Here is a 26,366-nt window from a genome sequence, read left to right as displayed (position 1 = left end):
CGGTGGTCGGACGCGTGCGGGGGCCGGCGCCGGTCTGGGGACCGAGGCCGCTCCCCGAGGGGCCGGCGGCGGGTCACTGACGCGCCTCAGCGGAGGGAGGCCCAGCTGCCGGGGTGGGATGGGCAGGTTCGATCACGGTGTGTCGGAGTCGTCCAAGGGAGTCTTCTGCTCGTATCCGGAGATTGCCGCGACCTTGGCCGCAGAGGCGGAGCTCGCGTCGAAGCGGTAGTCGAGCCATTCGCGAGCAAGACGGCGGGCGAGTTCCAGGCCCACGACACGCTGGCCGAAGCACAACACCTGGGCGTCGTTGGAAAGCACGGCACGCTCCACCGAGAAGCTGTCGTGAGCGGTCACGGCCCGAACGCCCGGCACCTTGTTGGCGGATATCGCCATACCGAGCCCGGTGCCACAGACGAGGAGTGCCCGCTCTGCCTCCCCTGCCGCGACAAGCTTGGCCGCGGTAACCGCCACATGCGGATACGCGGTGGTCTCGCCGGGGTTCACTCCCACGTCTATGACCTCGGCGATCCGGTCGTCTGCCTGCAGGTCGGCCTTGAGAGCCTCCTTGTACTCCAGGCCCGCGTCGTCGCAGCCGACGACCAGTCGCAGGGGCTGCCGTGCGGTCATTCGGCGTGCTCCTTCGTGCGTACGGAAAGGACTGATCGGACACACAGGGCGTAGGACGTCGCGCCGGCATCGGGTGTGCCCATGCTGCGTGCCGCCAACGGGCGTGCCCGGCCTGTCTTCGGAACCAGGTTCGCGGTCGCCAGGGCAGCGGTGTGGGCCACGGCCGCCGCCTCGTCCCACGCGGTCACCAGGTCCGCGCCGCGGCCGATGGCGGTCTCCAGGGCATCAGCGAACGGCAGGGCCGCGTCCAGCAGAGTCTTGTCACCAGGAGCCGCCTTGCCCAGGGCGACGATGGTGTTCAGCCCTTGCCGAAGGGCGTCCGAGACATCCTCGGCGGTGATGATGGACGCGGTGTCGCTCAGGCGTGCCCCGGCCGCACGCATCCCGGCACCCCACAGGGCACCGGAGGTACCACCCGCTTTCGCGGCCCAGGCGTCGCCCGCGCCGATCAGCACGGTGGACACGCCTGCCCCCCGCTCGGCAAGAGTCGTGGCCGCCTCGACGGCGGCGGTCACGCCCTTGACCATGCCCCGTCCGTGGTCTCCGTCTCCGGCGACCGCGTCGATGCGGCCCAGTTCGTCGGCGGAGCCGATCAGAGCGGTCCGCATGCTGCTCAGAGCCGCGACGACAGCGGCAGCGGCTTGCCGGCCCGCAGGCGTCGCCCGCGGGATCTGTGCCGCCTCGATGGATGAGCCACCCTGCGCTGGGGAGCGCCGTCGGCTCCCGCCTTCATCCTGGACAAGGCGGGCGAGCCCCTTGCGGTAGGCGGGGGTGTCCGCCGGTGCGCGCCACAGTGACTCCAGTTCCTCGTCGAGGAACGTCACCGTGAGGGAGACACCGGCCATGTCGAGGCTGGTCACCAACTCGCCCACCTCTGGTTCGACGACGGTGAGGCCTCGCCCGGCGAGGAGCCGCGAGACCGTGGCCCACACGACGAAGAGTTCCTCGTACTTGGTGGTGCCGAGACCGTTGAGGATCACCGCGATCCGCCCCGAGCAGTCGGCGGGTCGCTCGGCAAGAACACCGCCGACGAGCCGGGCGGCCAGTTCGGAGGCGGACGGCATGTCGGCCTCCGACACTCCGGGCTCACCGTGGATCCCCAGCCCTACGCCCATGCGTCCCTCGGGCACGGTGAACAGAGGCGTCCGAGCACCTGGCAGGGTGCAGCCGGAGAAGGCCACCCCGAGGGTGCGGGTACGGTCGTTGGCGCGGCTCGCTGCTCCTTCGACCGCGTCGAGGTCGTAGCCGGCCTCGGCCGCGGCACCCGCCACGCGGAAGACCACGAAGTCCCCGGCGACCCCACGGCGGCGCTCGGTTTCGGTGCCGGGTGCACTCGCGAGATCGTCGGTGACGAACAGCACCCGAGCCTGCGTGCCCTCAGCGGTCAGTCGCTGTGCGGCGCTGGTGAAGTTCAGGACGTCGCCCGCGTAGTTCCCGGAGAGGATCAGCACCCCTGCGTCACCGCTGGCGGCCTTCGCCACGGTGTACGCCTCCTGGGCGGAGGGCGAGGTGAAGATGTTCCCGACGACGGCACCATCGGCGAAGCCGCGGCCGACGACGCCGCAGAAGGCGGGGTAGTGCCCGGAACCGCCTCCGACGACGACGGCGACCTTGCCCCGCGGGGTCTCCTGAGCGCGGACCACGCCCCCGGGCACGCCGGTGACGTAGTCGGAGTTGGCGTCGAGGAATCCGGCGAGCATGTCCTCTGTGAAGGTCGCCGGGTCGTTGAACAAGTGGGTCATCGGTCGTTCTCCATGCTTGACGCGGCATCATCTGCATTCGCGCGTCCGGTTCCCGGGGCGGGCCCGGTGGCGCGGTACGTGGTGATGACGCGAGAGTCGTCGGCGCGGCCGAGACCGGCAGTCGCGGCGGCACGGAACCTGCTTGCCGCCGCGGTGAGCAGCGGTGCGTCGAATCCGACTGCGCCGGCCGCCTCGGCGACCAAGGTCGCGTCCTTGACGAAGATGTCGATGGCGGAGCGGACCGGCGGGTCCTCGGCGAGCATGCGAGGGCCGCGGTCGGACAGCATCCACGAGCCGGCCGCACCGCCCTTGACGATCTCGAGCACGGTGTCCGGTTCCAGGCCGAGAGCCTCCGCGAAGGCCAGAGCCTCGGCGGCCGCGGCCAAGTGGACGCTGCACAGTAGTTGGTTGACCAGTTTGACCGCCTGGCCGTCGCCCACGGCCGGGCCGCACAGGACGAGCCGACCCATGGGTGTCAGGAGGTTCGTGTGCCGGGTCAGCAGTTCCATGTCGCCGCCGGCCAGTAGCGTCAGCGTGCCGGTCTCCGCTCGCGCCACTCCACCGGTGACGGGTACGTCCAGGACCCCGACCCCGCGATCGACGAGGGCCTCGGCGACCGCGCGCACACCGTCGACACCGACGGTGCTCATGATCACGCAGCATGTCCCCGCGGCGATCCCCTCGGCCACTCCCCCCTCTCCGAGGATCGCGTCGTGCAACTGCTGAGGCGTCGCCACCATCACCAGGACGGCGTCGGCGTCCTTGGCCGCTTCCCTGGCGCCGGCTGCCGGGAGCATCCCCGCTGCCGCGGCCTCGTCCAGCCGCGCCGGGGACGCGTCGAAGGCGACGACGTCGAATCCGGCGGTGACCAGATGCTTGGCCATGGGCAGTCCGATGGCCCCGACCCCGACGAATCCCACGCGTGTCATTGGTCCTCCCGGCTGTCGTGTCCGCTTTCGGAGGCTGCGAGGAACATGGCGGACAGCGCTGCCGCCACCTCATCGTCCTTGCTGGTGTACGGGCTGTTGTGGGTCTCCAACTCCAGAACGTAGGAGCCGTGGTAGCCGGCGGATTCCGAGGCGCCGAAGAACCGGGCGAAATCAATGTCTCCGTGGCCGACAGCGCGGCGTATGTCACCGGGGACCGCGTCTCTCAACTGCACGTGCACGATCTGGTGGGCTCGCTGGGGGAACTCCTCCGCGGGGTCGAATCCGCCTGCGGCGACATGCGAGGTGTCGAACACGAGCGGTAGTTGCGAACCCAGTTGGTCGGCCAGCTCGAGAGTGCGGGCCAGCCGGAGGTAGTGCGGCGCCTCGACGGCGACCCTCACTCCGTAGCGCTGCCCGACGGCCGCCGCCAGGAGGGAGCCTTCGATCACCTGGGCAAGCCGATCGCTGACGCCACTGGCCGCAGTGCCGTTGCCGCCGGGGTGCAGGGCAGCACCGCCGGGAAGGATGAGCAGAGGTGCACCGACGGTGGCGCAGAATTCAGCCAGTCTCTCCACGCGGTTCAGCACCACGGCGAAGTCCCTCTCGTCGAAGGACTCCGGATCCGCGTTCAGCGCCAGCGGCTTCAGACCGCTGGCCCCGACCGCGGCTGCGGCCTTCCGCAGCTGACCGGATTCGCCGTCGGGAGAGATGTGCTCGCACAGTCCGCGCAGCGCTACGAGGTCGACGGCGTCGGCGCCCAGTGAGGCGATCCGTTCCAAGGCGGGGGCCAGCTCAAGGTGCCGGAAGCAGACGGTGGAGACACCGATACGCTCGGCTATGGTGCGCCCGTTGGGCGCGACGACAGACATGACAGGTCCTTCCGGACAGGTGTGCTGATGGGGAGGTGAGAGAAAGGGCCGTGTTATGCCCGGGCGGCCGTGAAGAAGGAGCGGAAGTGCCCCGCGAGTTGCTCTGGCTGCTCGTCGGGGACCCAGTGCCCGCACTCGTCGATCACTACCTCCGTGACGTCCTTGGCCATCGTTCGGCAGGAGATGGCCACTTCGGTCCCTCGTCCCCAGCTGGTGCCGCCCCCAACGGCCAGGACCGGCAGGTCCAGTGGCGGCAGCCCGGTGTTGTCCGCGACGTCCTGGGTGACGCTTCGGTAGTAGGCGAACCCGGCGCGAGTGGCGCCTGCGGAGGTGTACACGCGGAGGTACTCGGCGATGTGCGCGGGGTCGATGGCGTCGGGCCGGTGGCCGTAGTTCCGCCAGAACCAGCCGAGGTAGTGGTGCTCGCGTCCTTCGATGAGCGCCTCGGGCAGGTCGAGGGTCTGCAGGAAGCGATGGTGCCAACGGCGTCCGCCCTGGCCGATGTCGGGGGCGCCGTCGCCGGGGATGGCGACGTCGACGACGGCCAGTCGGCTGACGGCGTCGCGGTGGTCGGCGGCCAGCCGGAAGGCGACGACTCCGCCCCAGTCGTGTCCGGCCAGATGGAACGTCTCGATACCGAGCCGGTCGTGGACGAGCTCCCACACATCTGCCGCGACGGTCTTCTTGTCGTACCCGCCGGCCGGGCGGGAGGTGTCCCCCAGCCCGCGCAGGTCAGGCATGATCACCCGAAAGCGGTCGGTGAGGAACGGCAGGGTTTTCTCCCAGCACAACCAGGTCTGCGGGTAACCGTGGAGCAGCACCAGCGGCTCACCCGCGCCGGCGACCGCGTAGTGCATCTGCACCTCGGACAGGTGCGCATAGTGGTGTTCGAGGTGTGTCATGGCCTGGCCCTCCTGCTGCCGTGGCGCCGAGAACATGGCTGTGGATCGGACGTGGTGACGACGCTCATGCAGGCGCTCCGTCGACCTTGGGCCGGGGCGGCCGGTCGCGGCGGCTCGTGGTGGCCCGCAATTCGTCCACGGTCAGCGGTGCGTGGTGGTAGTGGCCTTCGTGGGCCACCACCGGGGACCTGGGGGCCGAGAGTTCCGGGTAGCGCTCTTCGAGGTTGCTGCGCTGCTCCAGTGCCCGGCGCCAGCCGGTGACGACCTCCCGGTTGCCCCGGTGGGTGCCGAGCCAGGTCGTCGGGGCCTCGTGGCTGCTCGGCGGCAGGCTCGCGGTGCCCGTCAGGCAGGCCCCGGCGGCCGGCCGACGCCGGGTCTCCGTCCCGCATGCCGGGCACGCGGGGTGAGGTGAACTCCAACGGGGGACCAGTGCCTCGAAACGGTGTCCGTGGCTGCACTCGTAGTCATAGATCGGCATGGGGGTCTCCTACGGGCCGGGCGGCGGAATCGGTGCCGGTGCGGTCACGTGTAGTAGTCCGGGGCGGACCGCATGAGCTTCGCCTGTTCGGCGTCGTGGCCGAAGATCACGGTCGCGTCGGTGCGTTCGGCGATTCCCCTGATCTTCTCGACCGATGCCAGCCACTTCTGGCTGTCGTACACGGTGCCCGGCGTGACGACCGGCGGGCCGAAGTTGTCGCCCAGGAAGATGGCGTCGGAGGTGAAGATCATGGTCCCGGTGTCCGGCAGATCCACCTGGAGCGACATCGTTCCCCAGGTGTGCCCGGGGGTCTGGAGCAGCGTCACGCCGGGCAGGATCTCGGTGTCCTCATGGACGGTCTCGAAGGGCAGCTCGCCGTAGTCGCTGCGGATGAAGGGGCCGTCGCAGTAGCCCTCGAAGCCGAACGCGCCCTCGTACTCCGCCTGGCTGCACACGACCTTGGCATCGGTGCCGTTGAACATCCAGCCGTTGCCCGCGTGGTCCCAGTGCAGGTGGGAGAAGACCAGGAAGTCGATGTCGCCGGTCTCCACTCCGACCTGTTTCAGACGGGAGTCGAACCACTCCTGCTCCTCGGCGACGACCGGCCAGTAATCGGTCAGCCCGGTCGGCGCCCACTTGGTCTCCCAGTCACGCGGCAGCCCGGTGTCCCAGAGAAGATTGCCCTCGGGGTGCTGGATCAGCACGGAATGAACGGGCACGTCCACCCATGGTGCCGCCTTGTGAGGTTCCTGACGGGTGCCGACCACGCGTGCGGGGTCGAACACCAGCCAGCTCAGACTGGCCTCGAACTTGCCCACCGGCATGACGGTGAGCTTGATCTCGCCGCTGCTCATCTTCAGATGCCTCCCTCTGGTCAGATGTACCGGCTCAGGGTTTCTCCGCCGTCGACGCTCAGCAGGTGTCCGGTGACCATGCTGGATTCGTCGGAAGCGAGATAGACGGCGGCGTTCGCGACGTCGGCTGCTTCACCCCAGCGGCCGAGCGGCAGTCCTTGGGCCAAGGAGCTCTGGAATTCGGTGTCGTCGAATTCGTCACGCGTGAAGGAGGTCTTCACGAAGGTGGGGCAGATTCCGTTGACCCGTATGCCCTTCGGACCGTAGTCGGTCGCCAGGGACATGGTGAGCAGTCGGGTGGCGCCCTTGCTGGTGTTGTACAGCGCCTGGCGCGGATGACCGCGCAAGCCGGAAGTGGAGACGATGTTGATGAGATTGCCGCCGTCCCCCTGGTCCAGGAACACCTTGATGGCTTCCACGGAGCCGAAGTACGTTCCCTTCACGTTGACATCGAGAATCTGGTTCAGATCGTCGTCGCTGTATTCGTGGGCGACCTTTCCGTAGCGGCGGACGGCTGCGTTGTTCACCCACTGGTCGAGCCTGCCGAACCGCTCCACGGCCGCGTGCGCCAGTGCCCGAACTTCGTCATGCGCCGAGACGTCACAGGGGACGAACACGGCCTGACCGCCGCGCTTGACTATCAGGTCGGCCGTCGCCACGTCACCGTCCTCTTCGAAACCCCCCTCCCGCGGGGTCGCGCGCACATCGCTCACGACCACCTTGGCGCCTTCCTCGGCGAACCGTAGGGCGATGGCACGGCCGATGCCCGAGCTGGAGCCGGTGATCACGGCCACCCTGCCCTGCAACCTGTTCATGACTGCTCCTTTTCCTGGTCAGGCCTTCGCGTCGGTACGCAGAGTGCACAGGGAGATACGTACCGGAATTGCGATCAGGTGCCCGGTGACGCGGTCGTAATCGGCGACGTGCGGGGACTCGAGATGCCGCTCGAAACAGTCCCTGGATTCCCACTCCTCGTAGAAGAGGAAGTGATCAGGATTGTCCAGGTCCTGGAGTATGTCGTAGCTGATGTTCCCGGCCTCTTTCCGGGTGGGCTCCACCAGCTCGGCCAGGTTCCGCCAGAGTTCTTCGGCCTGGCCCGGATGCGCCGTTACCTCGGCGACGATTCGAATCGGCTGACTAGGCACGCAGTACCCCTTTCACTTCATGGGAACTCCGTGGTTCCCCTCTTACAGTCAAGAGACCTTGGCCCGTCGGCGCGCGCTGAGAGAGTCGAAGGAAACCGCGATGAGAATGATGGAACCGATGACCACCTGGTGCCAGAACGTGTTGACGTTCAGCAGGTTCAGGCCGTTACGCACCACTGCCATCAGGGCCGCGCCGATCGCTGTGCCGGCCAGGGATGCCTTGCCGCCGTTGAGGCTGGTGCCGCCGATCACGACGGCGGCGATGACATCCAGTTCGTAATTGGTCGCCGCCTCCGGCATCGCGGCTTCGAGCCGGGAGGTCAACAACAGCCCTGCCAGCGCGGCGGCGAATCCTGTCATCACATACACCGACACCTGAATCCGCGATATGCCGATCCCCACCAGTCGCGCGGCTTCCCGGTTGCTGCCGATGGACAGCACATAGCGGCCGTACTTGGTGCGGTACAGCAGGTACCAGCAGACAGCGAAGACGAGGACCATCGCCAGCACCGGTACGGGAATCCCGGCAACGGAGCCCTGGCCGAACCACTGGAACTCGGGGAAGGCGAGGCCGGTCATCGGGACTCCCTGGCTGTACACCATGATCACCCCTCGGAGGATGATCATGGCTGCCAGGGTGCAGATGAACGGCGAGATGCCGAGTCGGTCGATGAGCAAGCCGTTGACGAGGCCAATCAGGCAGCCCAGCAGCAGGCCGGCGAGCACGGCGAGGTAGATGTTGACGCCCTGCAGTATCAAGTCGGCCATGAACAGACCGGTCAGGGCGGTGGTGGCGCCCACCGAGAGGTCGATGCCACCCATGCCGATCACGAACGTCGCCGCGAAGGCGATGACGGACACGAAGACCATCTGCCGCAGGACGTTGGTGATGTTGTCGACGGTGAGGAAGTCGTTCGCCGTCAGGCTCAGCGCCGCGACGATCAGCACGAAGACGGGAAGGATCCGCCCCGCGCTGCTGCCGAGGAGTGCCGATCTGAAGCCCACCGCTCGGGGCGGGCGGATGGCGGTCGCGGCCTGTGGTGCGGAGGAGGCTCCGGAAGCCGCGGGTGTCTGGGGGTACGTCTTGCTGTCACTCATCTGCGGCCTCTTCGGCACGTTGGACGGAATAGTGAGCGATAAGTTCCTGGGTGGCCTCGCCGGCGTCCAGGACCGCCGCGACGCGGCCTTCGTACATGACGAGAACGCGGTGGCAGATACCGAGCAGTTCGGGGCTCTCGGAGGAGACCACGACGAAGGACTTCCCGCGCTGCGCGTAGTCGGCGATGTGCCGGTAGACGTCGGCCTTGGCCGACACGTCGATGCCGCGCGTCGGCTCCTCGAGGATGAAGACCTCCGGATCGACCGTGAGCCAGCGGGCGAGCAGGACCTTCTGTTGGTTTCCACCGCTGAGCAGGGTGATCTCCTGCTCGCCGGACGTGGCCTTGACGCCCAGTTCACTCGTGTAGCGGTTGGTCACCTGCCGTTCCTGCGCGCGGTGCAGGCGTAGCCGTGAGGTACGCCGCAAGCCCGCGATGGTCAGGTTCCAGCGGATGGAGTGCCCGCTGAACACTCCCTCCGTCTTGCGCTCGGCCGGCAGGAAGGCCAGGCCGCATGCCGTTGCGTCCTTGGGACTGCGGATCGTGACCTGCCGCCCGGCGACTGCCACGGTTCCCTCGTCCGGTGGCCGGATTCCGTAGACAGATCTGACGAGCGCGCTCTTGCCCGATCCGTTCAGCCCGGCGATGCCGAGGATCTCGCCGCGCCTCACGGCGAAACTGACCTTCTCGAAGTTCCGTGCCAGGGTGAGGTCTTCCACCTGGAGAACGGTCTCCTCGGCCGGTGGTGGCAGCGTTGGATACTGCTGTTCGAGGGAGCCGCCGATCATCAGCGAGATGATGGTGGCGACGTCCATCTGGTCCTTCGGAGCCGTCGACACGTGCCTTCCGTCGCGCAGCACGGTGATGCGGTCACAGAGGCCGACGACCTGGTCGAGCTGGTGCGACACGTAGATGACGGACTTGCCGGCGTCTCTGAGTCTGCGCACAGTGGCGAACAGTCGTTCGCGTTCTTCGGCCTCCAGCGCCTCGGTCGGCTCGTCCATGATGATGATGTCCGCACGGGAGTGCAGCGCCCGTGCGATCTCGATGAGCTGTTTCTCCGCCAGGCTCAGCCTGCTGACCGGAACATCGACGTCGATGACGACTCCGAGATCCTCCCGGAAGAGGTCGAGTGTCCGATCGCGCATGGCGCTGCGGTCAAGAGGGCTCAGGATCCACGGACGTCCGCTCCGGCACTTCTCACGCCGGACAAAGATGTTCTCCACGGCCGTGAGGTCAGGGAAGAGCGACAGCTCCTGGTAGATGATCGCGATGCCCAGCTCCTGCGCGTGCGCGGGTCCGCGGAGATCCACCGCCTTGCCCTGGATGCGGATTTCGCCGTCGTCCTTGCTGTACGCGCCGGAGAGGATCTTCATGATGGTCGACTTGCCGGCGCCGTTCTCCCCGACGAGGCCGAGGACTTCACCCGGAAAGAGGGTGAGATCGACATCGCGCAGAGCGTGCGTGGCGCCGAAGCGCTTGGTGATGCCGCGCATGTCAAGAACGGGGCTCCGGGCGGAGGGTCCTCGCTCACTCGCGTGGCTGCGTGCTGAAGTGGTCATCACCGATCACTTCTTCTTCGCCGGGGGCACGTAGACGTAGTCGTCGGGATTGAACGTGTCGATGTTCGTCTTGTCGTAGACCGTGACCTTGCCGAACACCGTCCGAGGCACGCGCTGGCCGTCGGCCACGTACTTCTCGATGGTGCTGATGATGTTGCGGCCTTCTTGCTTGGCGCCGGTGTCCACGGTCGCGGCGAAGTCACCCTTCTTGATCGCGGCGTTGGCCTCGCTCATGTTCTCGTAGCCGACGACCGCGACCTTTCCCTGCAGGTTGCGCGCCTTGAGCGCCTCCAGGCCCCCGAGTGCCATTTCGTCGTAGAGCGCGACCAGAACGTCGATGTCGGGATGGGCGGTGAGGATGTTCTCCGTCACGCTGAGACCCTGGGCCCGGGTCCAGCCGGCCGGCTGGGAGGCCACCACCTTGATGTTGGGGTACTTGGAGATCACCGAGTTGAAGCCGCGCATACGCTCCGAGGTGTGCGGGCCCGGCAGCCCTTCGAGCATGGCGATCTTCACGGTGCCCTTGTTCTTGTAGTGGTCGACGATCCACTGCGCCTGGGCCCGGCCGCCTTCGCTCTGGTCGTAGCCGATGTTGCTGACGTAGTACGGGCTGCACACCACCGGCGAGTTGAAGGTGAAGATGGGAATGCCCTTCTCCGACGCCTTCTTGAACAGCGGTTCCAGGGCGTTCTCGTTGTAGAGGGCGACGGCGATGGCGTCGTAACCCTGCGAGATCCACGCCTCCACGCTGCGGACCTGGTCGTCGGTGGCCGACTGGCTGGAAGGTGCCTGGACGTCCAGCTTGACCTTGGACGTGCCGCCTGCGGCGTCGATGCCCTCGTGTACGCCGGCCAGGACCCGCTTGTAGTACGTGTCCATCGCCGTCGGGCTGAAGCCGATCCGCAACTGGCCCTTCTTCTTGGTGGGAGGAGCCTCCAGTCCCGAGGACTTGACGTTCCCCTCCTTGGTGACGTCGCACTTGGCGGCGACGCCCGCCTTCTTGTCGCCGGATGACGACGAGGCCTGGTTGGAGGTAGCACAACCGGCGGAGACGAAGGAGAGGGCGGCTACGAAGGCCGCGGCCTTCAGCCGTGTACGTCTTCTGGAGCGTTGGGTTTGCGTCATGGCTTCGACTGCCTTTCTTATGCGGACACGCGAAGCGGAGCTTTGGAGTGGGGCGGTGCGCGGCGGGAAGAAGCGCGCCCCGCTGGGGTGAAGGGAGCAGCAGTGACAGGAGGATCGGTTGTCGCAGATGTGACGTCTGCGTCACCGGCGCGTGTCGCGGCGGTCACCGTTGCAACGAAGGTAGGTACCGGTGCGGACGCTGTCAACGAATTGGTCTAACAAATTTTGAGTGCAGGCCCGTCCGCCCTGGACTCGCGCCCGTTCCGGCGACATAGCGGTGCCGGCCCGGATCAGTCCGGCTCTCGCCGCGCTTCGGGCACGTCGAAAAGCCCGCGCGCCGAGGGCGCACGGGCATGTCGCTTCAGGGAGGGGTGTTCGGAGGTCCCGGCCGCTGCTCAGTCCGAGGTCTTGCCGGTGATGTGCCGCCAGACCTCGTAGTGGTGCTTCACGGCGAGCGTCGCGGCATCAGGGTCGTTGGCGGCGATCGCGTCCGCGATCTCCTCGTGGACCGCATCCGTCGCCCGGCGGCGCGGCGTGCCGCCGACCTTCAGGTCTTCGGCCTGCCAGGCGGAGCGGCGACGATCGTGCAGCAGCCCGCGCAGTGCTGCTGACAGGCCGTCCGTGAGGAGGTCCAGCACCGGGTTGTCGGCGATCCGGTAGAGCAAGCGGTGAAATTCGTAGTCTGCGCTGTCACCACGTTCGACGTCGTCGGCTGATGAGGCCGCGTACATCTCGTCGATCTGGGCACGCAGCCTGCCCACGTCCTGAGTGGTCGCGCGTTCTGCCGCACTGCGCACGACCGCCGTCTCCAGCATCTCCCTGGCGCGCTCCAGTTCGGGAGTGGAGATCTGGCCGAACCTCACGGCCAGGTTGAAGTACAGCCTGGCGAAGGCCGGATCGGGCGCCTCAAGATAGGTGCCGCTGCCCTGTCTGCGCCGCACCATGCCCATGGCCTCCAGGGTCGCGAGCCGCTCACGCAAAGTGCCGCGACTCACGCCCAGGCGGGCCCCGAGTTCACGCTCCGTGGGCAGTCGGCCGGAGTTCTCGTCCGTGGTTGCCTGGGTCAACAGGTTCACCAGAAGTTCGGTCTCCGCGTCCATACCAACCCCTCCTCGCCCTCGTGGGGCCCTGTCGCTGCACTCCCTGACCGTGCCGGAAGCACAGCGTTCGCACACCTGCGGGTGTGAGAACGCGCGCGCCGCCTCGGCTGGGGCACGCTTCACTCCCTGATCGTCGCATGGCAAATATTTGTTGGACCAATATATCGCTCGATCGACCGGAGGAGGGTAGCTTTGACGGCGATGAGGATTGGTCCAACGAATCAGAGAGATCGTCCAGGGGGCCTGGAGCCCGCCTGGTTCTCGCACCCGCGACCGAAGGAAGATCGCAGTCGCAAGCGCTCCCTGGAGTCACCTTGCTCTTTACACCATCGAAGCGATCGGCCCCACCGGGCTGCGTCAAGCGCCGGGGGCCTTGTGGTGAGCCGGATCGCCCGCAAGCGTGTTGGCCGTTCCGTCCTGCGGCGGCGCTCGGAGAGGGAGTCCGGCTGACGTTCGCGCCCCCGGCATGACGATCGGGGCGTTCGGCCGTCGGAGCCCCTGTGCCGCCTTGTCCGGCTGGTCCTGCACCCCGGGCTCCACGGCGATCTCCTCCCTCATCCGCTGGATACTGCCGGACAAGGGCGTCGGACGAGAACGCCTCCGAGTCGGCTGCGATCCTGTGCCCGACGCCACCCCCAGGACACCTGCACCGCAGAAATGGTCGGCGAACCGGCCATGAAACGTGAGTACTTTCGCCGTCGGTGGGCCGACCGCAAGGTCCTCGATCGACCCTTCGAACACAAGCCCTGCCGCCATCCGGTCGTCGGATCCCTGACCATCGACCACCAGGCCTTCACCTCGCCCGGCGACGAAGTCCAGACCCGCTTTCTCCCGTGCCCGCCAACGAGCGGGCTTCCAAGGACTGGGCTTCCGGCCACACCCATAGGAGCACACCATGAACAGCGTCCCCTCCCGCCGACCGCTGGCACTGGTGACCGGCGCCTCCGCCGGCATCGGCTACGAACTCGCCCTGCTCTTCGCCCGTAACGGTTACGACCTCATCGCCACCGGTCGCAGCGACAACATCCACAAAGTCGCGGCCGACTTCGAACAGGACGGTGCCCAGACCATCCCGGTTCAGGCCGATCTTGCCGACCGCCAGGGGGTGGAGAACGTCTGGCAGGCTGTCGCGACGACCGGTAGGCCGCTGGAGGCAGCCGTCCTCAACGCCGGCCGCAGCATCGGAGGAGCCTTCCTCGACACCGACCTGGACGACGAGCTGGGCCTGATCGCGCTGAACATCACCTCCGTCGTCCACCTCGCCAAACACGTGGCCCGGCACATGGCCGAACGTCGCCGCGGCCGTATCCTGGTCACCTCTTCGATCTCCGCCACGATGCCCACGCCTTACGAGACCATCTACGGCCCCTCCCGGGCATTCACCTTCATGTTCGCTGAGTCACTGCGGCACGAGCTCAAGGAACACGGCGTCAGCGTCACAGCCCTGTTGCCCGGCGCCACCGACACCGACTTCCACTCCCGAGCCGGCATGGACAACACCGCGCTCGGCCCCGGAGCCAAGAAGAACAGCCGACGCGTGGTCGCACAGCAGGGATATGACGCACTCATGGCCGGTAAGGACCATGTCGTCGGAGGCGACCGTGCCACCAAGCGCATGGCCTTGATCAACCGCGTACTGCCCGAACCTGTCAAGGCCGCCCGCCAGGAACGCTTCACCAAACCCTGCGCCTGAACCACCGGCCCCGCCTCCCTGTGGAAAACGGCCTGGCCCACAAGCCTGGTGTGCCCGGCGCCAGACCGTCGTGCTGCTGACGGCCGCCGGATGCTGCCTCGTTATCCCGTTATGAGTTACGCGGCAGGGATCTCAGGCTCGTCGCGGATTCGGTGAGCCGGGCTGCCTGGGCGCGTATCGAGTCGTGAGCAAGCTGTCGATTGGCCCTCGCCGTGAGACGGACGCTGAGTGGGGGTTCATCGAGCCGTACCTGCTGATCGGCGAGTGCGGCCTGTATCCCTGCGGCAGCAGATCGAGGGGGTGACCGGCGGGCAATGGCGTGAGATGCCGGAGGAGTTCGCAAAAGGGGCAGCTCGAAGAACAAGGCGGACGGGACGCCGAGATCGATCCTGAGCGGGCAGAGCCACGACGCATCCGGCGTCGGCGAAAACCGGCAGGCCAGGTCGCGGACGGCCCGCACTTCATCCCCTGGCTGGGGAGGATTCGGGTCCGCGGGCCTGTCGGCCGCCCCCGCACCCGGGCTGGCCGGACGCGGTCACCGGGGACAGGGTCTGTTCCTCCTGCGGAAGAAGAAGGGCTCCCCGGACGGTCTACCCGTCAGCCACGACGCCGACCTGTACAGAGAGGAACGCCTCGGAGCGCTCGATCTACAGGCTCAAGGCCTGGCGGGGCATCGCCACCCGCTCTGACAAGACCCCGGACAGCTACGTGGCCGGCCGCCACCTGCGCGCCTCGGTCATCTGGATCAAGGACCTCACCCAGATCACCCAACCGGACACCGTGACTGACGTGGGGTCACCACCCATTCGGGTGGTGACCCCACGTCAGTCACGGTGTCCGCGAGGTCGCCTCAGGGGATGTGCACGGGGAGCCGACGCATCGCGTTGAAGCGCTCGTTCGGGGTGAAGAACTCGGGCTCTCCCACCTCCATGTCCGGCAGCTTGGTGAGGAACTGCCGGAACAGGGCGCGAAGCTGCGCCTTGGCGACCGCGTTGCCGAGGCAGTAGTGGATGCCGCCGCCGCCGAATCCCAGGTGTGCGGTCCGGCCACGCGTCAGGTCGAACTTCCAGGGATCGGGGAAGGCCGTCTCGTCGCGGTTGCCCGAGCAGTAGTACATGCCTACCTTGTCGTGCTTCGCGAGGGACTTGCCTCCCAGCACTGTGTCTTCGAGGACCGTGCGCGCGAACAAGGTGACCGGGGAGGTGTGCCGGACGAACTCCTCGATGGCTCCCGCGATGCGGTTGTCGTAGTCCTCGGCGAGCCAGGCCTTCTGCTCGGGATGTGTCCAGAGCTGGTGAGTGGCCCACGACGTCGTCTGCTTGGTCGTGTCGTTCCCCGCGGCGCTGAGCAGCAGCGTCACTCCGCCGATCTCCATGTCGGTCAGGGTCCGGCCGTCGAATCTCGCCTGGCCGAGAGCTGTCGCCAGGTCGTCCCCGGGATGCTTACGGCGGTAGTTGACCACCTCCACGCCGATGGGCAGGAGGACGTCGAACTGCTGCTGGACGAACTCGGGGACGCTCACCCCTTCGGGCCGAACGGTCGGGTCGGGGGCATTGGCGAAACGGTCCCCGGCTTCGACGAACTCCTTGAGGAAATGATCCGGGATGCCGAACATGTCCGCGATGGTCAGCATGGGCAGCCGGGACGACACTTCGTCGACGAAGTTGATGTCGCCGGCGCCGACCACCCGGTCCACGATCTCCTCGGCCCGCTCATTGATCTTCTCGATGAGCCGGTTGACGGCCTTGGGAGTGAATGCGGAACTGATCATCTTCCGGTACCGGCCATGTTCCGGCGGGTCAGATGTCAGCATGCTCGGCTCGGGCAGGAACGTGGGGCGTACGTCGACGGCGAACGCCGAACTGAAGATCTCCGTGTGCTCGCTGACATACCGGATGTCGTCCGCCTTCACGACGGCCCAGAAGCCGGCTTCCCGGTTCGGGTAGCCGTGTGCGTCCATGGGCGGGTGCCAGCTGACGGGAGCGTTCGCCCTCAGCCAGGCGAAGGACTCGTCCCGTACACGCCACGGCTGCGTCCAGAAGGCATCGCTCGAGATGTCCACGTCGGTGTCGAAGGGGTGTTCCTTCGTGTACAGCTCCTGCGGCTCATGATGCCGAACAGTCATCTCTCCTCCTTTGGAGTCGACTTCGACAAATTAGAAGCACACTCTAATGTAAGAGGCGGTAACTGGCCGGTCAACCCGAAAGGGTCGTGCACTATTACGAGGTCAATGCGTTGTAACTAGAGCAACCTTCTAGTATTGTCCTCGGTCGTGAATGCATATACAGCACGTGTGGGGCAAGGGTGAGCGGCGAGCGGGGCGCCTTCGTGGTCGTCGGCGCGTCGCTTGCCGGGCTCCGCGCCGTCGAGGCCGCCCGCGCCGAGGGTTACCAGGGCCGGATCGTCCTCATCGGCGCGGAGCCCCATCTGCCGTACGACCGTCCACCACTGTCGAAGGACTACCTGCTGGCGGGTGCGGCGCCCGATTTCCTTTCGACGGAGACCGAGCTGCGCGAGGTCCTCGATGTCGACCTGAGGTTGTCGAGCACGGCGACAGCGCTGAACGCCGACGACCGGACGGTCACCGTCGACGGTGCCGAGATCCCGTACGGCAAGCTGCTCATCGCCACGGGCGCCACGCCGAGGAGACTTCCCCAACTCGCGCCGCTGAGGGGTGTGCACGAGCTGCGCACGCTGGACGACGCGCAGCGTGTGCGGAAGGAGATCTCCGCCGGTTGTCGTGTGGTCGTCATCGGCGCGGGCTTCATCGGTGCGGAGACCGCCTCCTCGGCGAAGCACCTGGGCGCGGATGTCGTCCTTCTCGAAGCGGCTGAGGCGCCGCTGGTGCGTGCGCTCGGTGAGACCGTCGGCAGCGCGGCCTCCGCGCTCCACGAGCGACACGGTGTGCGGCTCGTCCTGTCCGCCCGGGTCGAGGGCTTCGCGGGACAGGACGTCGTGCGCGGGGTCCGGCTCGCCGGCGGGGAGGTCCTTCCTGCCGACGTGGTGGTCGTCGGCGTGGGCGTCGCTCCGGCCACCAAGTGGCTGGAGGGCAGCGGTGTCGAGCTGCATCCTCGTGACGGCGGAGTCCAGTGCGACGCGATGTTGCGCACGTCGTTGCCGGATGTCTACGCGGCCGGTGACGTGGTCCACTGGCCGAACGCGATCATGGATTCCGCGATGCGGTTGGAGAACTGGACGAACGCGGCCGAGATGGGTCGTCATGCCGCGCGCAACGCCCTGTGGCCCGAGACGGAAGCACCGTACTCGACCGTGCCGTACTTCTGGAGCGACTGGTACGGGCAGCGGCTTCAGTTCGTCGGAACCGCCGACGCCGACCACGTCGAGTTCGTGTCGGGCGATCCGAAAGCCGACAGATGGGTCGCCCTGTACCGTCACGCAGGCCGGCTCGTCGGCGCGGCGGCTCTCAACGAGCGCCGCAGAATCATGAAGTACCGGCGGATGATCGGTGAGAGGCTGCCATGGGAGGAAGCTCTCACGCGGTTTCCGCCGGACTCCCCAGGGCACATCGGAAGCGCGGCTGCACCATGACGGCCTCCGCTCTGATCTGGACATTGAAGGAGTCGTTCACCGCCTACGTCCGTTCCTTCGGCGCGATCGAGCTCATACCGCCTGCGGAGGAGACCGCCGAGGGCTTCCGTTTCCCGTTCGCGACGCTGGAGGGGGACGTACTGAAGTTCGTCGGTACGACGAGTTTCCGTGCGCACGCCGGGCTGCTCGATGTCGTCGTGGCCGATCCCTGGTTGCACATGTCCGGCACCGGATGGTTCATCTCGGTCGCGGACGTCCCGTGGCAGGCAGACGCACGTATCCGGATCGCTTCTCTGCCCGGTCCACCGGCCGCCGTTCTCGGAGCGCACGAGGCTGTTCTGACGCGCGACGGCACCCCGTTGTTCGACCACCGGTACCGCACGGGCGAACCGCTGGCGCCCGTGCGCGTCGAATGACGTCACGTCTCACGTCATGGCCTCTGGCCGGCGCATCGCGGCGACGAACTGTTCGAGTTGCCTCGCCACGCCGTCGTCGTCATTGGACGCGGTGCGGTGGCGAGCGGCCGCCAGCACGGCCGGGTGGGCGTTGGCCATGGCATAGGAGTTGCCGACCGCGGTGAGCATGGGCAGGTCGTTGGGCATGTCCCCGAAGGCGGCGATGTCATCCCTGCCGATACCGAGCCCGTCGGCCCACGCGGTCAGGGTGCTGGCCTTGGTGACGCCGGGCGCGCTGAACTCCACCAGGGACAGACCAGTGGAGTGGGTGGTCTCCGCATGTCCGTGCGCGGCGTGCCGCGCCCGGTCGTGGAAGACGTCGAGGGGCAGCGTCCGGTGATGGGCGAGGATCTTCGCCACCGGGTGGCCCGGGGGCCGGAGCAGGAGTTCCTCGGCCGAACCGATCAGGTCGACGGTGTCCTCCGCGTACGACCAGCTCGGATAGGCCGGCTCGTGCGCGAAGTGGTGGTCGTACTCGAAGGCGAAGGACACGCCGGGCACCGCCGCCCGCACCCGCGCCACCAAGTCGGCCGCCTCGTCGGCCTGGACCGGCCAGGTCCGCAGCGCGGATCCGTCCGGTGCGTATACGGCGGCTCCGTTGGCGGCGATCACGCAGTACCGCCCGATGGTCGCCAGCAGGCCGGGTACGGCCCGTGGCGGGCGTCCGGTGACGAGCACGATGCCGATGCCGGCGTGCTCGGCGGCCGCCAGTGCGGCACGGGTGCGGGGGGACAGGGTGCCGTCACTGCGCAGCAGCGTCCCGTCCAGATCGGTCGCCACGAGCTTCACATGCGGCGGGGCGAGGTCGCCGGGCGTCGTTGCCACGGTGGCCGCTTTCAGTGCTCGACCGGGACGGCGGGGGTGATGGCGAAGTTGCTCCGGAAGACGTTCTCCGGGTCGTAGGCGGCCTTGGCCTTCCGCAGCCGTTCCAGGGTGGCCGGCGGGAACGCCTTGGTCAGCGCCGCCGCATGGTCGTGCGTCTCGAAGCTCAGATAGAGGCCGGACGCCGGCAGCTTCCGCCACTCGTGGTCGGCCTGCTCCTCATGGCGGCGCCGGATGACGGCGGTGAGGGAGAAGTTCTGGGTGCGATGGGCGTACGCGGTGGCGTCGGCGGGCATGTCGTTGACCGCTCCGCCCACCGAGCGGATCTGGACGTAACCGGCGTCCCCCCGGTCCAACAGGCCCGCCAGGACAGCCGCGGTTTCGGCGTCGAGGTGATCCACCAGCCCGCTCCGGCTGCGGAACAGGGACTGGGCCCCGTCGTGCGGGGTGTTCACCGGCGCCACGACCGCGGCGTACGGCAGGAGCCGCGCGGTCTGCTGGAGGACCGGAGCGATGGGCAGAAAACGTTCCAGATCCCGTGCCGCCCGCTCCGTGTCGTCGCCTGCCCAGACGGCGTACGTCTGCGCCACCCGCCGCCCGCCCTGCTGCACCACCTGGAGGAACGGGGTCAGCTCACGCGGGGACGCCTCCACCAACTCGCCCCAGCTCCCGAGGAAGTCGGCGGTGTCGGTGGCGTCGTGCAGGATCTGGGCGAAGACGACGTCGCCGAGTTCGGTGGCCTCGATGTCGAACGAGGTGACGATGCCCATGTTGGCGCCGGCACCGCGCAGGGCCCAGAACAGGTCGGGGTGGTGCTCGGCGTCCGCGCGCACGACGGAGCCGTCCGCGAGTACCACCTCCGCGCCCCTGACATGGTCGATCGTCAGGCCGTACGAACGGCCGAGCAGGCCCTGTCCGCCGGTGGTCGCGAGCCCGCCCACGCCCACGTCGCCGCTGTCGCCGGAGCCGATCGCGAGTCCGTGCGGGGCGAGTGCGGCCGCGACGTCTCCCCAGCGGGCGCCGGGACCGATCCGCACCAGGCGCCGCTCGCGGTCGAGGATCTCGACGCTGTTCAGGGCGCCGAGGTCGATGACGGTGCCGCCGTCGTTGGTGGAACGGCTGCTGATGCCGTGGCCGCCGCTGCGTACCGACATCGGCAGGTCCTGCGCGCGGGCGTAGCGCAGCGCGTCGGAGACCTCCTGGGCCGTGGTGGGGCGGAGCACGAGTCCGGGGGAGCCCGGCCAGAGGTAGGTGGAGCGCACCTTGGAGTAGTCGCGGTCGCCGGGCTCGACGGCCCGCTCGGCGAGACTTGGGGGAACGCCGTCGTAGTCGACGCCGTCGCGCCGCTTGGCCAGGACGGAGGCCGGGCGGACGCGGCCGGTGCGGGTGCCCGCGGATTCGCGCTCGGCGGCGACCTGTTCGCGCAGGGCCGGCGCCACTTCCTGGGCGAAGGTCTGCAGGGACACCGGGTCGTCGGAGCCGAAGACGAAGGTGCTGAAGCCGTGCTCCAGCACGAGCGGCAGAAGCTGCTCCACCCACTGCTCGGGAGGCCCCTGGAACTGCTGGGTGGACGTGCCGAAGGTGCCCGAGACGTTGAGCAGCCGGCGGATCTCGCGCGGGTCGCGGCCGTACCGCTCGGCGGCCTCGTCGATGATCGCGTTGGCCTCGGGCACGGTCGGGGAGGACACGTACCCGAGGCTGGGCAGCCAGCCGTCGGCCTTCTCGCCGATCAGCCGCAGCATGCGGGGTTTGTAGGCGCCCAGCCAGATGGGCACGTCGTGCGCCGGTGCGGGCCCCCGCTTGGCGCCCTTGACCTGGTAGTAGGTGCCGTCGACACGCAGTGCGCCACGCTCGTCGGCCGCCCAGACGCCGCGCAGGACGTCGATGGCCTCACTCAGCGCCTGGACACTCTCGCCCGGCGACAGCCGGCGCGCGCCCATCGCCTCGATGGCGTCCCAGAAGGCGCCCGCACCCAGCCCGAGATCGACCCGGCCACCCGACAGCAGGTCGAGACTGGCCACGGATCGGGCCAGGACCGCGGGGGGCCGCAGCGGCAGGTTGGTGACATTTCCCGACAGGTGGATGCGATCGGTGCGGGCGGCGACCCAGCTCATCAGCGTCCAGGCGTCGAGGAAGGCCGGCTGGTAGGGGTGGTCCTGGAAGGTCACCAGGTCCAGACCCGCCCGCTCCGACAGGACCGCCAGGTCCACCACGGCCTGCGGATCCTTGTTCTGGGGGGTGAGGAACGACCCGAAGCGCAGGTCGTGGCCGTAGTCGGTCATCGCGTGACTCCCGTCTCGAACGCGCCGTACAGACGGCTCCGGCCCTCGCGGGGCTCCGTCTTTCGTGGACGCTAGCAGATCATTGAACATCACCAACGATCTGTTCATTCCCATCATTGTCACCGATTGATAGAATCGTGAAGTGATCATCGACCGCATCAGCTTCGCTCTGGCTCACTCCGGCAAGGTCGTCGAGACGGCGATCCGGCAGGTCCTCGCCGAGCAGGGGCTCAAGCTCAGTCACGCGCATGTGCTGGGCCTGCTGGCCGATCGCGAGCGGTTGAGTCAGCAGGCGCTGATCGAGGAACTGCGCGTCGATCCCAGTGTGTTGGTCACGCTGCTCAATGTCCTCGAGGGGGACGGGCTGGTCGCCCGTCGCCGCGATCCCTCCGACCGGCGCCGGCACGTCGTGGAGATCTCCGAGCGCGGGACGGCCCTGGTCGTCCAGGTCGACCGTGCCGTACAGGCTGCCGAGGTGGAGCTGTTCGGCGGCCTCGACGAACAGGAACTGGCCACCCTGCGACGGCTGCTCGACCGCGTGAAGGGTGCGAGGACGGACGCCTGCGCGGACTGAGGCGACAGGCCCGCCATCAGTTCGACGCGTGGCGATCACGCATGCCCGCAACAGGTTCGCATGCCTCGTCAGCCGCTGTTCGCGGCCCTCTCCCGTCACCTCGGCGATGCTGGAACGGAGATTCACATTAGAGCGTCCTTCTAGTACGCTCCTCTGGTATGACGGCTGACAGCAGTGCAAGGATCGTTGTCGATCGCGACCGGTGTACCGGAATCGGGATCTGCGAGTCGATCGCCGACGACTACTTCGAGGTCGGAGACGACGGGACGCTGGAGCTGGTGCGTGATCAGGTTCCGCACGGCGATCTCGAGCGGTTGCGCGAGGCGGTGCGTGGATGCCCGGCCCGTGCGCTGACGCTGACAGAGCAGGCGTGAGTCCTGCGACGGACCGCACTTCTCAAGGGAGAGAAGCAGATGGCCGCAAGCGACGAAGTCACCCGGGGAATGCTGGGCGACGTGCGAGTTCTCGACCTGGCGGAAGGGGGAGCCGGTTCGCTGGCAGCAGCGATCCTCGGTGACTACGGCGCCGAAGTCCTCAAGGTCGTGGCGAGGGACCCCCGCCGGGAGCCAACCGATGCGCTCCCCGCCTGGCTGGTTCGGAATCGATCGAAGACCCTTGTCCACGCGGACGCCTCTGCCGCGGCCGACCGCGCCGAGATCGGGCGGCTCGCGGATTCCGCCGACGTGGTTGTCGTAGACACGCTGGACAGGCTCACGGCGTTCGGTGTCGACGCCGACAGCCTGGGCACGCGGCGGCCTGTCGTCCTCACACCTCCCTACTTGCCCGACGGCGCGCCATGGTCCGGGGACGGCGAGTCGGCGGAGCTGCTCAGCGCGATATTCGGACTGTCGGCCTACCAGGCTTCATATCCGGGCAGTCCGGTCGACGCCGTCTATCCCTACCTCGTGCAGGCACACGGCGTGTGGACGGCGACGTGCGTCGTGGCCGCCCTGGTGGAGTACCGGTACACCGGCCTCGGGCAGCTTCTGACCGTGAGCGGGTTCAACGCGGCGGCCGTCTTCGGTGACCCCGTCATCACACGGCCCGATGACGAACCCGACCCCGACCGGGGTATCGGCCCCGAGGGCCTCAACCCGATGTACACGCGGTACCAGGCGGCCGACGGGGAATGGGTCTTCGTCGGCGGGCTCGGCCCGAAGTTCAGCAACCTTGTGGTCGACATCGTCGGTCTGCGTGAGCTCCTGGACGATCCGCGCATCGGCGGGAGGATCGAGCGCCTGTGGCACATCGACAACAGCCGGTGGGTGATGAAGGCGTTCCAGGAGCGGTTCGCGACCCGTCCGGCCGCGGAGTGGGTCGAACTGCTCGAACGCAGTGACGTTCCCTGCGTCCAGCTCGCCCACCGCGAGGAATGGTTCCGGTCCGAGCAGATGAAGGCGATGGACCAGCGGATCAACCTCTTCGATCCTGTGCTGGGCGGGATCCACATGACCGGTGCCGTCGTGGACTCGGTGACGGTGCCCGCTGCCGTCTCGGCCACGTCCGGCGCCATCACCGTCGCCGACGCGCGGTGGCATGTCACCCCGGGCAGTCCCGCCACAGCCCGGCCCGCGGCCGACGGGGGTCAGGGTCCGCTGGCCGGCTACCGAGCCGCCGTTTCCGGCTCCTACGTCGCCGGGCCCTACGTCGGCCGTCTCCTGGCCGAGCTGGGTGTCGACGTCATCAAGGTCGAACCGCTGGTCGGTGATCCATGGCGCATGCAGGGCTTCAGCCTCAACCGTGGTTACAGGTCCATCGCGATCGACCTGTCCGGCCAGGACGGAAAGCAGGCGCTGGGCCGGGTGCTCACCTCCTGCGACGTGGTCGTCGACAACTTCCGACTCGGTGTCACCAAGCGACTCGGCATGAGCCATGAGGACCTCGCCGAGGACAGGAAGGACATCGTCACGGTCTCGGTGACGGCCTACGGCGAGCGGGGACCGTTGGCCCACAAGCCCGGCTACGACGTCGTCATCCAGGCGGCGGCCGGGATGATGCTCGCTCAGGGCGGCGACGACGAGCCCGTCCCCTACTCGGTCCCCCCGAACGACATGACGACCGGTGTGTGCGGGACTCTCGCCTCGGTGCTCGGTATCTACCACCGGGCGATGACCGGGGAGGGACAGCACCTGTCGACCTCGCTCGCGACGACGTCCGTGTTCCTGCAGTCGGCGGATCTCGTCGAGTACACGGATCGCCCGGCGGGCCGGTGGGGCGGGCGGGACTTCGCCGGACCAGGGCCCACGGACCGCTTCTATCCCGTGAGGGACGGTTATGTTCGCCTGCAGACAGCGGTGCTGGAGCCCGACAAGTGGCGGGCGGCCGGAATCGACCTGGACGACACGGCACTGCGATCGGACCCGGTGACAGAGATATCCCGGGTGCTCGCGTCATGCACCCGCGAGAGCGCGGTCGCGAAGCTCACCGCCGCAGGCGTTCCGGCCGCGCCGGCGCGGCGCGCGTCGGAAGTGGCGACAGACCCCGGGCTGCACGCCCGACACCTCCTTGGCACGTTCACCGCCCTGGACGGGCGCCGCTTCGTCACCAACGACCGGCTCGCGGACTTCGCCCGCACCACCGTGGACACGTACTTCATGGCGCCCGGTCTCGGCGAACACTCCGTCGAACTGCTGGCGGAGAGCGGCGCGACCGCCGAGGAGACAGAGACCCTGATCCGTTCCGGCGTCGTCATCGACGGTTCCCCGATCGACATCACCTACCTGCCTCCCTACCGATGAGGCGGCGTGTGTAGGTGTTCATTGAACGAACAATCCGCACTCGTCCACAGCCTCGAAGCACAGGATCTAAGGGCGACGACCTCGCGGCACAGGGCGCTCCATGAGGCTGCGCAGCGCTCCGGCATTGTTCGAACGCCGACCAAGGAGACATGAGCCATGGCTGGACGACTGGCGGGCAGGACCGCCGTTGTGACCGGAGGCAGTACCGGCATCGGGCAGGAGATCGCCCGGAGGCTCGCGGCGGAGGGAGCGGACATCGCGATCGCGGACGTCAACCCGGCGGACGAGACGCGGGAACTGGTCGCGGAGACAGGCCGTCGGTTCTTCAGCGACAAGGTCGACGTCTCGGACGAGGAGGCGATCAACGGGTTTGCCGCGAGGGTCCGCAGCGAACTGGGCTCCGCCGACATCCTGGTGAACAATGCGGCGGTGGTTCTGCTGGCCGACGCAGACCATGTGACGTACGACGAGTGGCGACGCACCTTCGCTGTCAACGTGGACGGTCCCTTCCTGGCCTCCAAAGCCTTCCTTCCGGACCTGAAGGAGTCCGGGTCGGGACGGATCATCAACATCACCTCGTCGAGCTACTGGACCGCGCCGCCTCCGTTCGTCTCCTACGTCTCCGCCAAAGGTGCGCTGAACGGCCTCACCTCCGTCCTGGCCGCCAACCTCGCCGCTCACGACATCACCGTCAACGGCGTCGCGGCGGGTCTGGTCCGGACCGCCGCGGCCCTGGAGAACACCGGCGAGGCCTTCTTCGAACAGGCCGTGCAGGTGCAGAACATCAAGCGGGTGCAGATGCCGGACGACGTCTCGGGTGTCGTGGCGTTCCTCGCCTCCGACGACGCCGCGTTCATCACGGGCCAGATCATCGTCGCGGACGGCGGCAGCACACGCCGCTGAGACGATGTCCGCGCGGTGTACCGGGCAGGCCGCCGGGTCCGCTGACCCGCACTCGACTCTGCGCGCTACGAAAGGCCGCAGCACATATGCGCACGACCCGCCGCGCAGCCCTCATAGGCATGTCGGCCCAGCCCCTCGTCCTGGTGCAGGGGGTGGCCCATGCCACGCCGAGTTCGGGAGTCTCGTCAACCCCCCTCTACGAGAGGACACGCCCCCAACCCCGGCTACGGCTTCCAGTGACCGGACATATCTGTAGGTTCGGGCGTGGCACGTCTGCTCGCCCTGCCGGTGAGGGCGGCCGATGGCCGGTGGTTCAGTGCCAACTCTGCTTCGGAGGCTGCTCCTGCAGGGCCGAGGCCGGGTCGAACAGGCACAGGAGCAGATCGATGAAGTAGTCCGCGACCCGCTTGGCGGTCCGGCGGTTCTCGACCTGCACGATCTGCAGAGCCGCCGCGTGGAGCAGCCCGGTCACCGCGAATGCGGTCGAGTCCGGCAGCGGCGGGGTGCCGATGGTGAGACCTTCCGTGCCGTGCTTGAACCGCTCCAGCGCCTCCCGCCGCATGGGAGAGAATCCCGCCGGCCCGTCATCGCCGATGATGATGCGGGTGATGCTGCGTTCTTTCCATGTGCTCATGAGGTAGGCATGCGCCCCCGCGAGATAGATGGTGACGGGGCTGGCCGATTCGGCCCCGGCGGCCCGTTTCGCGGCGCGGGCCGAGGCGGCGGCGTGGATGCCCGACAGCTCGTTCGCCAGAGCGGTGAACACCTCCAGTTTGCCGCCGAACTGGTGGTAGATACTGCCGACGCTCACGCCCGACGTCTGAACGATGTCGTTGATGCTGGTGTTCTCGTAGCCGCGCTCGGAGAACAGTGTCCGCGCTGCGTCCAGCACCGCGCGCTGCGTTGTCGCAGACCGGGGC

25 protein-coding genes and 1 pseudogene are annotated in these 26,366 nt (G+C 68.0%); 9 read left to right on the top strand and 17 right to left on the bottom strand.

The window, feature by feature from the left end:
- Positions 1 to 132: 132 nt before the first annotated feature.
- The 13 genes from ACFY6U_RS02390 to ACFY6U_RS02330 form a co-directional block, all read right to left on the bottom strand.
- Positions 133 to 627: a ribose-5-phosphate isomerase gene (locus ACFY6U_RS02390; RefSeq protein ID WP_390034666.1), complete on the bottom strand. Its 495-nt coding sequence runs from the start codon at positions 625 to 627 to the stop codon at positions 133 to 135.
- A complete protein-coding gene (locus ACFY6U_RS02385; RefSeq protein WP_390034665.1) occupies positions 624 to 2,369 on the bottom strand; it encodes a dihydroxyacetone kinase family protein in 1,746 nt (581 codons plus the stop codon). Before ACFY6U_RS02385 ends, ACFY6U_RS02390 begins: the two co-directional genes overlap by 4 nt.
- On the bottom strand, positions 2,366 to 3,298 hold the full coding sequence (locus ACFY6U_RS02380; RefSeq protein ID WP_390034664.1) for an NAD(P)-dependent oxidoreductase: 933 nt from the start codon (positions 3,296 to 3,298) through the stop codon (positions 2,366 to 2,368). The genes ACFY6U_RS02385 and ACFY6U_RS02380 overlap by 4 nt, the downstream gene beginning before the upstream one ends.
- A complete protein-coding gene (locus ACFY6U_RS02375) occupies positions 3,295 to 4,167 on the bottom strand; it encodes a sugar phosphate isomerase/epimerase family protein (RefSeq protein ID WP_390034663.1) in 873 nt (290 codons plus the stop codon). The genes ACFY6U_RS02380 and ACFY6U_RS02375 overlap by 4 nt, the downstream gene beginning before the upstream one ends.
- Before the next feature lie 53 nt (positions 4,168 to 4,220).
- Positions 4,221 to 5,069 carry an alpha/beta fold hydrolase gene (locus ACFY6U_RS02370; RefSeq protein ID WP_390034662.1) on the bottom strand — a complete coding sequence of 283 codons (849 nt, stop codon included), beginning with the start codon at positions 5,067 to 5,069 and terminating at the stop codon, positions 4,221 to 4,223.
- A 64-nt stretch (positions 5,070 to 5,133) separates the two neighbouring features.
- On the bottom strand, positions 5,134 to 5,547 hold the full coding sequence (locus ACFY6U_RS02365) for a zinc ribbon domain-containing protein (protein ID WP_390034661.1): 414 nt from the start codon (positions 5,545 to 5,547) through the stop codon (positions 5,134 to 5,136).
- Positions 5,548 to 5,591: 44 nt separating this feature from the next.
- Positions 5,592 to 6,401, bottom strand: coding sequence for an N-acyl homoserine lactonase family protein (locus ACFY6U_RS02360; protein ID WP_390034660.1), 810 nt, complete (start codon positions 6,399 to 6,401; stop codon positions 5,592 to 5,594).
- A gap of 20 nt (positions 6,402 to 6,421) precedes the next feature.
- The gene (locus ACFY6U_RS02355) at positions 6,422 to 7,216 is read right to left on the bottom strand and encodes an SDR family NAD(P)-dependent oxidoreductase (RefSeq protein WP_390034659.1); all 795 of its coding nucleotides are present in this window, start codon (positions 7,214 to 7,216) and stop codon (positions 6,422 to 6,424) included.
- An 18-nt stretch (positions 7,217 to 7,234) separates the two neighbouring features.
- Positions 7,235 to 7,546 carry a putative quinol monooxygenase gene (locus ACFY6U_RS02350; protein WP_390034658.1) on the bottom strand — a complete coding sequence of 104 codons (312 nt, stop codon included), beginning with the start codon at positions 7,544 to 7,546 and terminating at the stop codon, positions 7,235 to 7,237.
- Positions 7,547 to 7,594: 48 nt separating this feature from the next.
- Positions 7,595 to 8,494, bottom strand: a complete 900-nt coding sequence (locus tag ACFY6U_RS02345; protein WP_390034657.1) for an ABC transporter permease — start codon at positions 8,492 to 8,494, stop codon at positions 7,595 to 7,597.
- Positions 8,495 to 8,636: 142 nt separating this feature from the next.
- Positions 8,637 to 10,139, bottom strand: a complete 1,503-nt coding sequence (locus tag ACFY6U_RS02340; protein WP_390034656.1) for a sugar ABC transporter ATP-binding protein — start codon at positions 10,137 to 10,139, stop codon at positions 8,637 to 8,639.
- A gap of 72 nt (positions 10,140 to 10,211) precedes the next feature.
- Positions 10,212 to 11,330 (bottom strand): sugar ABC transporter substrate-binding protein, encoded by a 1,119-nt coding sequence (locus ACFY6U_RS02335; RefSeq protein WP_390034655.1) that lies wholly within the window; start codon positions 11,328 to 11,330, stop codon positions 10,212 to 10,214.
- A gap of 395 nt (positions 11,331 to 11,725) precedes the next feature.
- Complete coding sequence (locus ACFY6U_RS02330; RefSeq protein WP_390034654.1) at positions 11,726 to 12,430, bottom strand: FadR/GntR family transcriptional regulator; 705 nt, start codon at positions 12,428 to 12,430, stop codon at positions 11,726 to 11,728.
- 498 nt (positions 12,431 to 12,928) lie between these two features.
- On the opposite strand from ACFY6U_RS02330, the gene ACFY6U_RS02325 reads away from it, so the two are divergent.
- The 3 genes and pseudogenes from ACFY6U_RS02325 to ACFY6U_RS02315 form a co-directional block, all read left to right on the top strand.
- On the top strand, positions 12,929 to 13,417 hold the full coding sequence (locus tag ACFY6U_RS02325) for a hypothetical protein (RefSeq protein ID WP_390035184.1): 489 nt from the start codon (positions 12,929 to 12,931) through the stop codon (positions 13,415 to 13,417).
- Positions 13,326 to 14,123: an SDR family NAD(P)-dependent oxidoreductase gene (locus ACFY6U_RS02320; protein ID WP_390034653.1), complete on the top strand. Its 798-nt coding sequence runs from the start codon at positions 13,326 to 13,328 to the stop codon at positions 14,121 to 14,123. The genes ACFY6U_RS02325 and ACFY6U_RS02320 overlap by 92 nt, the downstream gene beginning before the upstream one ends.
- 199 nt (positions 14,124 to 14,322) lie before the next feature.
- Positions 14,323 to 14,894, top strand: a pseudogene (locus ACFY6U_RS02315) (hypothetical protein); the annotation flags it as partial.
- 79 nt (positions 14,895 to 14,973) lie between these two features.
- Here the strand turns inward: ACFY6U_RS02315 and ACFY6U_RS02310 are convergent.
- A complete protein-coding gene (locus tag ACFY6U_RS02310) occupies positions 14,974 to 16,248 on the bottom strand; it encodes a cytochrome P450 (RefSeq protein ID WP_390034652.1) in 1,275 nt (424 codons plus the stop codon).
- 179 nt (positions 16,249 to 16,427) lie between these two features.
- On the opposite strand from ACFY6U_RS02310, the gene ACFY6U_RS02305 reads away from it, so the two are divergent.
- Together ACFY6U_RS02305 and ACFY6U_RS02300 are read left to right on the top strand one after the other, a co-directional pair.
- Positions 16,428 to 17,672: an NAD(P)/FAD-dependent oxidoreductase gene (locus tag ACFY6U_RS02305; protein ID WP_390034651.1), complete on the top strand. Its 1,245-nt coding sequence runs from the start codon at positions 16,428 to 16,430 to the stop codon at positions 17,670 to 17,672.
- Positions 17,669 to 18,088, top strand: coding sequence for an HtaA domain-containing protein (locus ACFY6U_RS02300; protein ID WP_390034650.1), 420 nt, complete (start codon positions 17,669 to 17,671; stop codon positions 18,086 to 18,088). Before ACFY6U_RS02305 ends, ACFY6U_RS02300 begins: the two co-directional genes overlap by 4 nt.
- Before the next feature lie 9 nt (positions 18,089 to 18,097).
- Here the strand turns inward: ACFY6U_RS02300 and ACFY6U_RS02295 are convergent, their stop codons facing one another.
- Both ACFY6U_RS02295 and ACFY6U_RS02290 read right to left on the bottom strand, forming a co-directional pair.
- On the bottom strand, positions 18,098 to 18,952 hold the full coding sequence (locus ACFY6U_RS02295) for a Cof-type HAD-IIB family hydrolase (RefSeq protein WP_390034649.1): 855 nt from the start codon (positions 18,950 to 18,952) through the stop codon (positions 18,098 to 18,100).
- A gap of 11 nt (positions 18,953 to 18,963) precedes the next feature.
- Positions 18,964 to 21,231, bottom strand: a complete 2,268-nt coding sequence (locus ACFY6U_RS02290; protein ID WP_390034648.1) for an LLM class flavin-dependent oxidoreductase — start codon at positions 21,229 to 21,231, stop codon at positions 18,964 to 18,966.
- 142 nt (positions 21,232 to 21,373) lie between these two features.
- On the opposite strand from ACFY6U_RS02290, the gene ACFY6U_RS02285 reads away from it, so the two are divergent.
- The 4 genes from ACFY6U_RS02285 to ACFY6U_RS02270 all read left to right on the top strand — a co-directional run bounded on the left by ACFY6U_RS02285 (position 21,374) and on the right by ACFY6U_RS02270 (position 25,446).
- A complete protein-coding gene (locus ACFY6U_RS02285) occupies positions 21,374 to 21,805 on the top strand; it encodes a MarR family winged helix-turn-helix transcriptional regulator (protein ID WP_390034647.1) in 432 nt (143 codons plus the stop codon).
- A gap of 158 nt (positions 21,806 to 21,963) precedes the next feature.
- Positions 21,964 to 22,179: a ferredoxin gene (locus ACFY6U_RS02280; protein ID WP_390034646.1), complete on the top strand. Its 216-nt coding sequence runs from the start codon at positions 21,964 to 21,966 to the stop codon at positions 22,177 to 22,179.
- A 39-nt stretch (positions 22,180 to 22,218) separates the two neighbouring features.
- Positions 22,219 to 24,543: a CoA transferase gene (locus ACFY6U_RS02275; protein WP_390034645.1), complete on the top strand. Its 2,325-nt coding sequence runs from the start codon at positions 22,219 to 22,221 to the stop codon at positions 24,541 to 24,543.
- Positions 24,544 to 24,699: 156 nt separating this feature from the next.
- Positions 24,700 to 25,446 (top strand): SDR family NAD(P)-dependent oxidoreductase, encoded by a 747-nt coding sequence (locus ACFY6U_RS02270; protein ID WP_390034644.1) that lies wholly within the window; start codon positions 24,700 to 24,702, stop codon positions 25,444 to 25,446.
- Positions 25,447 to 25,759: 313 nt separating this feature from the next.
- On the opposite strand, the gene ACFY6U_RS02265 is transcribed toward ACFY6U_RS02270, so the two are convergent.
- Positions 25,760 to 26,338, bottom strand: coding sequence for a TetR/AcrR family transcriptional regulator (locus tag ACFY6U_RS02265; RefSeq protein ID WP_390034643.1), 579 nt, complete (start codon positions 26,336 to 26,338; stop codon positions 25,760 to 25,762).
- Positions 26,339 to 26,366: the final 28 nt, after the last annotated feature.

Source organism: Streptomyces sp. NPDC013157 (assembly GCF_042899865.1).
Classification (GTDB): domain Bacteria; phylum Actinomycetota; class Actinomycetes; order Streptomycetales; family Streptomycetaceae; genus Streptomyces.
Note: the sequence above shows the minus strand (reverse complement) of the source record. Positions and strands in the feature narration are given on the sequence as shown.

What these genes read in the sequence shown, in the direction of transcription:
- ACFY6U_RS02390 (WP_390034666.1), bottom strand. Translation starts at nt 627, where the DNA reads ATGACCGCACGGCAGCCCCTGCGACTGGTCGTCGGCTGCGACGACGCG.
- ACFY6U_RS02385 (WP_390034665.1), bottom strand. Translation starts at nt 2,369, where the DNA reads ATGACCCACTTGTTCAACGACCCGGCGACCTTCACAGAGGACATGCTC.
- ACFY6U_RS02380 (WP_390034664.1), bottom strand. Translation starts at nt 3,298, where the DNA reads ATGACACGCGTGGGATTCGTCGGGGTCGGGGCCATCGGACTGCCCATG.
- ACFY6U_RS02375 (WP_390034663.1), bottom strand. Translation starts at nt 4,167, where the DNA reads ATGTCTGTCGTCGCGCCCAACGGGCGCACCATAGCCGAGCGTATCGGT.
- ACFY6U_RS02370 (WP_390034662.1), bottom strand. Translation starts at nt 5,069, where the DNA reads ATGACACACCTCGAACACCACTATGCGCACCTGTCCGAGGTGCAGATG.
- ACFY6U_RS02365 (WP_390034661.1), bottom strand. Translation starts at nt 5,547, where the DNA reads ATGCCGATCTATGACTACGAGTGCAGCCACGGACACCGTTTCGAGGCA.
- ACFY6U_RS02360 (WP_390034660.1), bottom strand. Translation starts at nt 6,401, where the DNA reads ATGAGCAGCGGCGAGATCAAGCTCACCGTCATGCCGGTGGGCAAGTTC.
- ACFY6U_RS02355 (WP_390034659.1), bottom strand. Translation starts at nt 7,216, where the DNA reads ATGAACAGGTTGCAGGGCAGGGTGGCCGTGATCACCGGCTCCAGCTCG.
- ACFY6U_RS02340 (WP_390034656.1), bottom strand. Translation starts at nt 10,139, where the DNA reads ATGCGCGGCATCACCAAGCGCTTCGGCGCCACGCACGCTCTGCGCGAT.
- ACFY6U_RS02335 (WP_390034655.1), bottom strand. Translation starts at nt 11,330, where the DNA reads ATGACGCAAACCCAACGCTCCAGAAGACGTACACGGCTGAAGGCCGCG.
- ACFY6U_RS02330 (WP_390034654.1), bottom strand. Translation starts at nt 12,430, where the DNA reads ATGGACGCGGAGACCGAACTTCTGGTGAACCTGTTGACCCAGGCAACC.
- ACFY6U_RS02320 (WP_390034653.1), top strand. Translation starts at nt 13,326, where the DNA reads ATGAACAGCGTCCCCTCCCGCCGACCGCTGGCACTGGTGACCGGCGCC.
- ACFY6U_RS02310 (WP_390034652.1), bottom strand. Translation starts at nt 16,248, where the DNA reads ATGACTGTTCGGCATCATGAGCCGCAGGAGCTGTACACGAAGGAACAC.
- ACFY6U_RS02300 (WP_390034650.1), top strand. Translation starts at nt 17,669, where the DNA reads ATGACGGCCTCCGCTCTGATCTGGACATTGAAGGAGTCGTTCACCGCC.
- ACFY6U_RS02290 (WP_390034648.1), bottom strand. Translation starts at nt 21,231, where the DNA reads ATGACCGACTACGGCCACGACCTGCGCTTCGGGTCGTTCCTCACCCCC.
- ACFY6U_RS02280 (WP_390034646.1), top strand. Translation starts at nt 21,964, where the DNA reads ATGACGGCTGACAGCAGTGCAAGGATCGTTGTCGATCGCGACCGGTGT.
- ACFY6U_RS02275 (WP_390034645.1), top strand. Translation starts at nt 22,219, where the DNA reads ATGGCCGCAAGCGACGAAGTCACCCGGGGAATGCTGGGCGACGTGCGA.
- ACFY6U_RS02270 (WP_390034644.1), top strand. Translation starts at nt 24,700, where the DNA reads ATGGCTGGACGACTGGCGGGCAGGACCGCCGTTGTGACCGGAGGCAGT.